The organism is Williamsoniiplasma lucivorax ATCC 49196 (assembly GCF_000518285.1).
Lineage (GTDB): Bacteria > Bacillota_I > Bacilli_A > Mycoplasmatales > Mycoplasmataceae > Williamsoniiplasma > Williamsoniiplasma lucivorax.
In genome coordinates this window covers 1-11,194 of the sequence record NZ_JADH01000019.1, presented here as the reverse complement: position 1 = coordinate 11,194, position 11,194 = coordinate 1, and the positions used below count along the sequence as shown (strand labels likewise).

Annotated in this window: 8 protein-coding genes; 1 reads left to right on the top strand and 7 read right to left on the bottom strand. The window is 28.9% G+C overall.

Annotated elements, in window-relative coordinates; all coding sequences use genetic code 4:
• Window positions 1–76: 76 nt before the first annotated feature.
• On the top strand, window positions 77–1,453 hold the full coding sequence (locus P695_RS0104500; RefSeq protein ID WP_028127046.1) for a DDE-type integrase/transposase/recombinase: 1,377 nt from the start codon (window positions 77–79) through the stop codon (window positions 1,451–1,453).
• Window positions 1,454–1,637: 184 nt separating this feature from the next.
• On the opposite strand, the gene P695_RS0104495 is transcribed toward P695_RS0104500, so the two are convergent.
• From P695_RS0104495 to P695_RS0104465, 7 genes are all read right to left on the bottom strand, one after another.
• Window positions 1,638–2,492, bottom strand: coding sequence for a hypothetical protein (locus P695_RS0104495; protein WP_028127045.1), 855 nt, complete (start codon window positions 2,490–2,492; stop codon window positions 1,638–1,640).
• A gap of 141 nt (window positions 2,493–2,633) precedes the next feature.
• Entirely contained in the window at window positions 2,634–2,900 is a 267-nt protein-coding gene (locus P695_RS0104490) for a hypothetical protein (protein ID WP_028127044.1), read from the bottom strand.
• A gap of 22 nt (window positions 2,901–2,922) precedes the next feature.
• Window positions 2,923–4,794, bottom strand: coding sequence for an Mbov_0396 family ICE element transmembrane protein (locus tag P695_RS0104485; RefSeq protein ID WP_028127043.1), 1,872 nt, complete (start codon window positions 4,792–4,794; stop codon window positions 2,923–2,925).
• 55 nt (window positions 4,795–4,849) lie between these two features.
• Entirely contained in the window at window positions 4,850–5,242 is a 393-nt protein-coding gene (locus P695_RS0104480; RefSeq protein ID WP_028127042.1) for a hypothetical protein, read from the bottom strand.
• Between the two features lie 147 nt (window positions 5,243–5,389).
• Window positions 5,390–7,672 (bottom strand): type IV secretory system conjugative DNA transfer family protein, encoded by a 2,283-nt coding sequence (locus P695_RS0104475; RefSeq protein WP_169728743.1) that lies wholly within the window; start codon window positions 7,670–7,672, stop codon window positions 5,390–5,392.
• A gap of 118 nt (window positions 7,673–7,790) precedes the next feature.
• Window positions 7,791–8,183 carry a hypothetical protein gene (locus P695_RS0104470; protein WP_028127040.1) on the bottom strand — a complete coding sequence of 131 codons (393 nt, stop codon included), beginning with the start codon at window positions 8,181–8,183 and terminating at the stop codon, window positions 7,791–7,793.
• Between the two features lie 12 nt (window positions 8,184–8,195).
• Window positions 8,196–10,949 carry an Mbov_0397 family ICE element conjugal transfer ATPase gene (locus P695_RS0104465; RefSeq protein ID WP_028127039.1) on the bottom strand — a complete coding sequence of 918 codons (2,754 nt, stop codon included), beginning with the start codon at window positions 10,947–10,949 and terminating at the stop codon, window positions 8,196–8,198.
• Window positions 10,950–11,194: the final 245 nt, after the last annotated feature.

Here is an 11,194-nt window from a genome sequence, read left to right as displayed (position 1 = left end):
TGTGATTATCATACGATTATGTCATAAGTATTTATCACTCGATTTTGTCAGTAAAATAATAACGAGGTGATAAATCATGAAAGGTGCAAAACTTAACATGAAAGAAAAAGAAATATACAAAGTTATAAAAGATTTTGAACAAAATAAAATACCATTAAAATTAGCAATTAGAAGAAGCGGTGTTTCTGAACGCCAACTTTACCGTAAATTAGCCATTTTCCGAAAAGAAGGCATTGATGGTTTTGCCCATAAAAATCGTGGCAAAATTCCGTCAAATAAAATTACCAGTTTGCAAAAAAATGAAATAAAAGAACTCTATGAAACAAAATATTATGACAATAGTATTTTGTTATTCAAAGAAAATTTGAAAAAAAATCATGGAATCGATGTGAGTTATGGATGATTGCATAAATTTTTTATGGATAATTTAATAATTACTAATTTATCTCATAAAAAGACTAAAAAAAGGATAAAAAAATTATGATGAGAGTTAAAAAACCATACCAATAAAGAAGATTTAAAAATTGAAGAGCAAAACCCAGAATTACCAAGCATTGACCCTCACCCTCATCCAGCACAAAAACGAGCGGAGGGATTTGGTGAAGTTTGAGAAGTTGATGCTTGTCAAGAAATATGACTAAGCAATGAAAAAATACACTTACACGGAATTATCGATGTATCGACAAAACGAATTATTGCAGCATATTTTGACAAACAAGAAACAAATGAGGCTTATTTTAAGGTATTTCGTTATGCTTTTGAAAAATATGGCCTACCTGAGTTGATTATTTCTGATAATAGAAACACATTTAGTTCATCAAAAAATCGAGATTACACTACAAATAGTGAATCTCGAACTCAATTGCAATTTATTTTTCACGGCTTGGGAATTACTACTAAAACAACTTCTATTTCCCAAGAAAAACCACATATTGAAAGGTTGTGAAGAACTCTTAAAAACCGTTGAATTCCACTTTTAAGAGAATGAAATATTTCCACAATTGATGAGGCGAACTTAAGAATTAATGAGTTGATTAACTTATATAATGAAAAGTTTAGCACCCCTATTAATTATACTAGTTCAAAAATTACTAAATATGAAGCGGATTCAGAAATTATTTTTTCTAAACGATCAATTAGAATTGTTAGCCAAGATCATACAATTCTTTACAACGGGAATAAGTATTTCATTTGTGAAAAATTCGAACCTTTATATATTATGGCCAAAACTAAAATTATGGTCATGGAAACAGTTAGTGGTCAGCTATACTGTTCGCACAATAATCGCATTTATTTTTTAAGATTAACTAATGATGAATTACTTTACCACAACAAGAAAACATTGCCACAAGATGTTTTTGAAAACACAAAAGTCCCAAAAATGCCAAGCCCTTGACATGCTTCAAACTTCATTTTTTTCAATAAACATTCAAAATTAAAAAGATTCCTCTAATTTTTTGATTTTACTGACATTTTCGCTTGTAAACTACAGTTGGATTTATACCAACATTTAGCTTAAACAGCCGCGTACTTGAATTACATTTAAAGTTTGTTTTTCTTTTCGGGTCTTTACGGATTTTTGTGTAAATTCTAAAACACACATTATTACCTAATAAAAATAGTCCTTAAATGGACTATTAATTATTATTCATTGATGCGAAGAAATCATCAACTTTTTTAGCACGAGCTTCATCAGCCAATCTCTTAGCTTCAATTTCTTCTTTAGTTGGTTCTTTAATTGTAAATCTTTCTACAATATAAGGAACAATTGTTTCTACATCAAATAAGAAAGGACATCCACCCGTAATATAATCACCTTCAATTCCTAAAGCAGCATCCATAATTCATTGGAACATTTCACTTTTTTCAAATTCTTCGATAGTAGTACCAGTATTTTCAAGACCAATTCCCGCTTCTGCAAAATCTTGTGGATCAAACAATGGAACAAAACCTTTAGCAATTTTTACATACCCATTATAATCACATTTTTTGATTGCTCAAAAAGCTTTAAGATATCAATCATACATGATTTCATATTCAATTTTAGCCATCTGTGTAGCTAAAGCGAAGTAATCACGACGTGATTTAATGTATTTTTTCATACCTTCTCCGCTTTGTTTGATTTCAGGAGTTCAATCTGATCCCAAAGGTTTTCCTAGACCAACAACTCAATATCAAGATGTTTGAACTTCTGGAGACATAATATAATTATTTTTAGCACTGTCTTCATTACCTCCAGATTCATAACCTCCGCTTGGAGCATGAAAATCTTTCTCTTTGGTTTTTTCTAAGAAGTTGTTAAAATTAAACAGTTTTTGATCAACACCTTTTATTTGTGGGAGATCCTTATAAACCAAGTATGCTAATCAAACTCTACTACGATTAAAACGTCAAAATGTACCTCTTCCATATTTTTTTTCACCCGCTTCAAAAGCGACTTTTGATTTATCAAAAGATTTTTGCATTCTTGAATTTCAGTCTAATCCAAACATATTTTTCTCCTTATTTTATATCTAAATATAATTTAATTATATCATATTGTTCAAACAAAATTCCAAGAAAAATAGTCCTTTTAGGGACTATTGATCTAAAACAAATTTTTAAAATATTTCAAAATTTTTTTAAATTCACAACTAGCTTTTTAAGTTAGTTGTTTTAATTTCATTCAAAACACAAAACCAAGAAGTGACTAAAGATGATTCTTTGCCAGTGTTTTTTGAAGTTGGATATAACACATTAATTTTGCTTACAATATCATCGACCTTAATAATTTCATTAGTAAAGTTTTCTTCTATAAAAGTGATCAATGATTCAATTCAAAACGGTGTGTTTTGTTTATTTGTATTTTGAATCGTTTTAATTTTACTTATAATTTGTGTTTTAGTTAAATTTTTATTCATTATTTGTGCTCCTATTTAACTTTTATTTTTTAGATTTTTTAAATGAAGATTTGAATCTAGACTTGTCAACTTTTTTGTTAATTTTATCTTCACGTTTCTTGTTGCGATCGGATTGTTTTTTGTTTTTTTTCTCAAATTTGCTTTGTTGACGATTTTGCTCAGCATTTTTATTCTTCATGTGGTTTGTGATTTTGGTATCTTTGGCATTTGCTTTTTGTTTTGGATTAGCTTTCATAAATTTAATATCTTGTTTGCGTTGTTTAGTTCATTTTTTGTGTGCTTTGTTATATTCAGCACTGCCCTCCTCCAGGTTTTTATCATTGGTAAAAGTTTTACCAGATTTTAATCTTTGAATTGTGTCATTGTATTGAGTTTCATAATCACCTTTATAGCCAGATTCTCCATGACCTTTAATTTTATTACCATCAGCATCAAATTTGGTACCTACTTTTGTATCAGCAAATTTTTGATGAGCTGCTTTCTTGAATTTTTCTTTTCCTCCAGCAACCCTTGCTTTAGCAGCTTTATTTCCAAAAATAGCAGCAGCTCCAGTTCCAACAGCAGCACCAACAACTGCAACACCCATTGCAGCTTTTTTACCCATACTAAAACGATTTTTTCATGCACCAAACATATTTGTTTTAGCAAATCCTGTTACATTACCATCCTCATCTTTAAGAACACTTTCACCTAATTGATCCGAACCACCCATTCCAGCAGAGCGTCCTTTTAAACCAGAACCTTTACCTCAAGGTTTCATTTTATTAAAACCACCATAAGATCCAGCAGCTCTCGCACCAATTGCTCCAGCCGCCATCATTCCAACTCCTGATGCTTTGATAATACCTTTTGTTGCATCCATCGCAGATTTATCAATGGCAGATTCGCCACCTGTAAATTTAGAAGCTAGGGATGGCCCCAGCATAATAAATGCTGCAGCCGCTCAAATCATAATCAATAGAAAGGCTGTATCTAAAAATTTAGATCCGCCTGTTATTTGACTTGGTTTAATTTTGATAATTAAGTTTAAAACTAAAATGGAAGCTAAATATGTTGATAATCCAACAGCCATGGCCATGAATTTATTTAAAATACTTTCTTTTCATATTTTTAATCTTGCACCATCATCGATAACTGTTGTTGCAGCAATCACAGGTCCTTTGATAAATAATCAAAAGATTTCAAAAGTTTTCATTGCTAATGAAACTAAGCCAACAGCCATTCCGTAAAACATTCCACAAGTTGCTGCAACTGTAATTAAAAGATTGTAATTACCACTGATTAAACCAGTTGGTGGTTTTCATAATGCTGTTCCTGACCCAACTACTACAATTCCATCCCAATTAGGAGACCCAATATGGTATAAAAGTCCAGCAATTGGTGATGCTTTATTTGGATTGTTAATTCCTGAACCACCAGTTAAAACCAATAATAAAACTTCAATAATCATTATTGAAAAGGCGGATAATAAGAATATCCCAATTGGCATCAACACAGCTGTTGCAAAGGCAATTAAAGATGATTTACTTGCTTTGACAATGCGCTGTTTAACATCCATGTCGTCCGAGACCACAATGGATCAATAATTGACACACCACATTATTCCCATTAATAAGAACGAGAATAAGAGGAATGCTCAAAAGACTGTGGGAATATTGCCTCATACAAAAGTGTTAGAGACTCCGCCATTTGGATCGGCTGGATTTTTTAATGTTCCAATCCCAAACAATACTTGCATAACTAAATCACCTGACAAGTAAATGAACAATTGTTCAAAAGCTTCAAGTAGCATTAACAGTGGACCAATTAAAAGCATTCAAATAATGTTAAAAACAAAACCCATTAAACCATTGTTTAAAGCAGTAGATATAAGGTCGAATAATCAATCAAACATATTTTAATCCTTTCTACTATTCATTATTTGAATAGATTTTGTTGTTTTGTGTCCATTAAATAATCAATGAAACATTTGTGTGTACTAATGTTTTAAAATCAATTAAATTTCTTGTTGACATTAGAGCTGATTTTGCCCCTGGAATTGGTGCGTCTTGTAAGCCTTTAACGGCATCTCACATAATGCTACCAATTGTGGTTGCTCCAATACCAAGTCCTAAAGCTAATAAAAGTCAAGCAATTTGTCAAATTTTTTGTTTTCTTTGCGTTACATCAACATCTTCATCTGAATTCATTTTGTTTAACTGAAAAGCAATTCTTAAAATTCCGATAACTGTTGCTATAATAAGAACTGCCCCAGCAATTGTAAGGAATTTAGCCAAAATATCATTCATTTCTTTTGTGAGCCCTTCAAAATTTAAGCCACCTTTAGCATATAAATTTAGCATATAAATTACACTCCTTTCTTCCAGAAAGACAGCAAGCACTAAATATGGTTATAAAAAACAAAAAGATAGCACTTTCGTGCTATCTTAATCTGTTATTTTTATTATAACATATAAATTACTAATCAATTTTCAATAATTCAAATATTTTTAATTGAAATTGTCTTTTTCTAATGCATCAATTTCTTTTTTTAAACGAATAATTTCATCTTCATCAGGATCTAAACTTGTTTTAGCATCAAACAACTGTTTTTGTAATTTTTTTAACTTTTCTTTTTTTTGAGCTGGAGTCATTTCTAAAACTTCAAGAGTTTTTGGTTTGGGTCGCGATTGGTTTAATGCATCGTTTAGATTTTTCGACATCATATTTGGATTTCCAAAAGTTTTGAACTTTGTATTATCCATTTTAGTAATTCCATAATTAGCTAAATTAAAGAAGTGTTCCTCACCATAAATTATAGGATTTGGTCTTGAATCAAATTGTAAACTTCCAAAGAATTCCATAACACCTGCTTCTTTTAATTTGAAATAATGTTTCAGCCTTGTGATTGATGGTTGCATTCCTGCATAAAGTACTGCTGCTAAATCTTTATCTTTTTTAGTTAATTGGAATAAGTCAGAAGGAGTAATTAAATCTTTTCCAGTCATTGAAGTTGAAGATTTTTCTAATTGTTTTTTATCATCAGAAATTCCCCTAGTTAATACAGTTTCTTTTCCACACTTTTCAGCGATCAACTGATTAATTTTTTCATTGTCAGATTTTAAATAAACCGTTAATAAACAATTGGATTTAATTGTTGTGGCAGCTTTATCATATTCTTTATCAATTTGTGCTAAATCTTGAACAATCAATGTAAAGAAAATTCTTCTTGAACGCGACACAGATAAAATGGTGTCAAAATTGGCAATTGCTGGCATATTCCCAAATTCATCTAATAAAAACATTAAATCACGATCTAATTCTTCTTTGCCTCGTTCCACTCGATTTCGATCAGCAACAAATGAACAAGCTAAATATAATTGAGAAACGAATAAAGAAGCTAATGGATGTTTATCTTTTCGTTGATCAGGAATAATTAAAAATAATGCTGTCGGTTTATCATTACTTGCCATTGAAAATAAGTCAATATCATTTTTACATAAAATATCTTGCAGAGATTCATCAGCAAAAATTCTGGTTCCGTCAGCAACTGCACTAAAGAATGAAGAATTGGTATTTTCACTACAGTCAATTTGAGCAGAACAAGTTGTTCATGCATTAGAAGTTGGGTTTTTAGCACCATATTGTTTAAACCAATCATTTAATTGGGTTCTATTTGCTAGAATTTTTTGAACTGTTACCATATTGAAATTTTTTTCTGTAATAGCATCAAAATCTTTTTCTTTAATTTCTAACATGGCAAACAACACACCTTTTAATAAACTTTTAGCACCATTTGGTCAAATTGCATCTTTTGTTGCAGATGAATTAATTATTGTTTCAGCTAAGTCGATGATTTCTTGAAATGCCAAAGATTTAAAATATTTAATTTGAGAAAGTAAATATTTATCAAATTCTTCTTTACTATAAATAATTCTTAAATTATAAGTATCGACTCAATAATAAGATTTCTTTTTTATTGCCTTAAACTCATCAAAACAAACCGAACAATTTTGTTTAGTATGTTTTAAACAGGAATTTTTAGTTACATAATCTAAAAGTAATTTTTCAGACTTTTCATCTTTCTTATTTAAAATTTTTTTGATGTTATTTTGGTTATAAGTAATTGCAAGTGTATAAAATTTTAATGTTTGTGATAATGGATTTCACCCCATAGATTTAAATGGATCTTTAAAATTTAAAACTTTAACATCATAGCCTTGTGCTTCTAAATCCATTTTTGTTGTGTCAAAAATTTCTCCTTTTGGATCGGTGATGACAAAAGATGGTTTATTATTAATTTTTTCACCAGTTTTTTCATCAATAAAATCTTTTAGCCTAGAATTCGTTCAAATTGTCGGTAAGATTGTTTTTTGTGTTTTTCCAGAACCTGTCGAACCAATAATAATTTGATGAACAACCTCTCTCACTGAAATACCATGATACATTAAAACTATTTTGCTGTTTATTTTAGTTGTTGATGTTCTTGTTAAATAGGAAGGTTTATCAAAATTTTTAGCATAAACTTCTTCAAAATTTTCAAGATTTACCTCTTTTGGTTTTCGTTCATCAATTAATCACTTGGCACCACCATATTCTTCGCTCTCAGTTTTAGAAACATGATCTTTTATTTTTATCTTAGCAAAGAAAACCTGTTTAATAGAATAAAATGAAAAGAAAGCAAAACCACCACATGCTCCGTAAAAAGCTCAATTTATCTTTGGTATATAAAATTTACTATTCATAAACTCTTTGAAAATTTGGTCAATTCCCAATTGGTGTTTTTCAGCCATTAAATTTATGATGATCAAAACAACATTAATAAGAAGAAAAATTAAATAAGCTAAAAATAAAGATATCAAAGTTCGAAAGAGAAATATAAATCATTGTTTTTTGCTTTTAATATTGTGTTTAAATTTGGAAAGCATAACTTGTTAAAACCTTTGTGGCTTTTTCAATAGATTCAAAATTACCAAAATCTTTATAAAAACCAGTCCCAAAACCTACAGCTAATAAAATAATCCATAAACCAATAGTTATGCCAAAACAAATTCAAAATTGTAATTTTAGTTTTTTGTGTAAAATTTTATAATTGTTGTTTTCTTCAAATAAAGAATTTTGTTCTTCAATTTTTTGATCTTCTAAATCCATTTTAGATTGTTTAATAAATTTATTTAGCGTTAGATTAGTTCCTTTCATGTGTCTAGTTGTTCTTTTTAAACGAATACGTTTAATTAAAAAATAAATCGAAGCTCCCAACATTCCGACACTAACTACTGCTAATATTTGCATAAAAATTTTCATTTTCTTTTCTCCTTATTCTTTAAAGTCTACTTTTGCTTTAATGACTTCTTCAAGTTGACGTGAAACATTAAAGTTTAAATTGAAACTATCATTTGGTCCAACTTTTAGAATAAATTGACCACTTTTAGCTCTCAATAAAAATTCACGCTGTGAATCTGTTAAACCACCAATTGCTTTATACATGATTTCAACAGCTTCCATACCACCAGGTAATGTTTTACCAATAAACACATAAATTGAGTTATTGATAATTGCTTTAGTTTTTTTGACTAATTCTGGAGTTGAATAAAAATCTTCTAAGTTTTGTGTTGCCAAGAAAACTCCTCCAGCACGTTTACGAATACGTTTCACCAACTGATAAATAAAGTCCAATGCCATCATATTTTTTTCATCAATTAATAAGTGGGCTTCATCAATTAGAACCAACATTTTTTTATTAGTCATTAAATGGTTTAATTTAACTTCATTTTGGATAATTGAAGTGATTAACATCATTTGTGCTTGAATTAGATTTTTTGATTTTTCTAATAATGATTGAATGTTATAAACAACAACATCTTTTGTAAATTTGGCAGTAATTACTGATGCTCCATTATAAAGTTCGTGGTATTTTCCAGTTTGTTGAAAGTTTTGTTCTAACAATGTTAAACAATCATCAAAAATTATTGTTGTAAATTTTTTGTTTTTTAATCTTTGTTGTTCTTTAATAAAATCAATTAATTCATCAAAGGTTGGATACCAACTAGGTTTTTTCTCAGTAATGTTTTTAACGCGTGAGTATTTTGAACTACGATATAATTCACCTAAAGCAAAAGAGATTGATGGAGCCATTTCATTTATTTCTCGACGATCGGCAAATAAGGTTTTTAATCATGTTTCAAAAAATTCAATATGATATTGTAAAATTTCTTCTTTTGATAAAATATCACGATCATTATCAACTAATTGAATTTGGGGTTGAAGTGGATTAATTCTTCCTTCTTTACCTGTTCCTGCATCAATTACAATTCCACCAAAATATTTAGCTAATTCTCCATATTCATTATCTGGATCAATCGCACGAACTCGATTTCCTTTAGCGATTTCTCCAACCATGATTAATTTTAATCCAGTGGTTTTGCCACCACCAGAAGATGCTGTAAAAAAACCATTGTGATTCATTCTCTCATTTGTTTTAACAAACAGATCCAATATAATTGGTTCACCAAGTTCGTTTAAACCTAATGGTGTCCCTGTTTCATCTCTTAAATCAGATGAAATAAATGGAAATGATTCTGCCAAGGCTTGACATGGAATGTGAATACCATATTTACTTCCATATTCATCTGTTGGTTTCAATAATGATCCACCAAATGATGTGGCTTGTAAAAACGACATATCATCAATTAATATTTTGTTATTTTTTAAACTTTTGAAAAACATTTGTTTATAGTTGTTTAATGTTTTTATATTATTTGCATAAGAAATAACATAAGTATTTACTTTTTTTAATTTTTCTTCACCAGAGGATAAATCATCTACTAAATGTCAAAGAATTTCTTGTTCTTTTTCTAATTTAGATTTTCCAATTAAGTCTTTATTGGAATGAGTTACAATATTTGAACTTAAAATTTGAATTTGTTGAGATAATTTTTTTGAAATTCCTTCGTTCTTTATTTCATTAATATTCATTATGAAATTCGAATTTGAAAAGACTAATGGTGCTAACCATGATCTCGATGGATTTGCAGGATATTCTTTAATATTAGTGATATTAATATAATTTTTATTTACAACTTCTTTGTCTTTTTGATCAAAAATTGTTAAATATTTACCACTGACCTTTAAGTTGTTGAATGATAAAATTTCATCTAATTTATCTTGATGCAGCATCACATATTCTTTCGTATATTTTTCAGCGAATGGATTTACTAAATTTAGATAGACATTGACCAATTCAAATGCTTCAATATGAGTTGCTTTTAAATTTGCATTACTGCAATCCTGTTCTAGCAAAGCAACTTCTTTATATAATTTAGTTTTATTTCCAGAATATAACACCAAATAAAATTCTCTTTCAATATTGTTAGATGAAAAAATTGAATCTTCACTATTATGCAAAGCAACATAATTATTTAATTGTTTAATTCTTGATTTTTTTTCAAAACTTGTTCATTCACTGTTGATGATGGTTTCTTCAATACATTTTTCCAAAAACTTTTTATTAGCTTGTAAATCTAATGGACGATCTATTTTTACTAAAGAAAAATTTAGTTCTGTTTTCAAAAACAGTTTTTGTAAAGAATCAATTAAAATATTTTGTTCTTCTTCTGAGAAACGAAATAAATCATACCCACCAATCTTAATAGCTGTGGTGTAATATCCCTTTCCTTTAACTGTTGTCTTTGTTTGAATAATTTTTGGTGTTTCTGTTTCATCATTGACAATTTTTTCAAATGCAACAAGATCTCTTGTATCGTTTTTACCTTTGAATTTAAAATCTTTTATTTCAGAACTAAACTTTATTGTTTTTCAAATAACTTGATAAACTCGTAAATTTCTTCCTGTTTTAGTTGGAATTAACAATGAAATCAATAATAAAAACACTCCAACTCCAATCACAATTTGAGCGATGATTCCTAAGATGCTCAGCGATCAACCAAAGAAAAAAGCAGCACCAGCAAAAATGAGTGTACACATTAAATCTTTTGATGTGAATCAACCTTTACTTTTACTCATTTTTAATGAATTATCTAATTTATTTGGAATATAACTTCCTCTTCCCATATTTTTTCTCCTTCTTCCAGAAAGACAGCAAGTACTAAATATGATTATAAAAAACAAAAAGATAGCACTTTCGTGCTATCTTAATCTGTTGTTCTTATTATAACATAGAAATTGCTTCATTTACATTTCAGATTGGAAATCTTTTAATTGTAATGTGATTATCATACGATTATGTCATAAGTATTTATCACTCGATTTTGTCAGTAAAATAATAACGAGGTGATAAATCATGAAAGGTGCAAAAC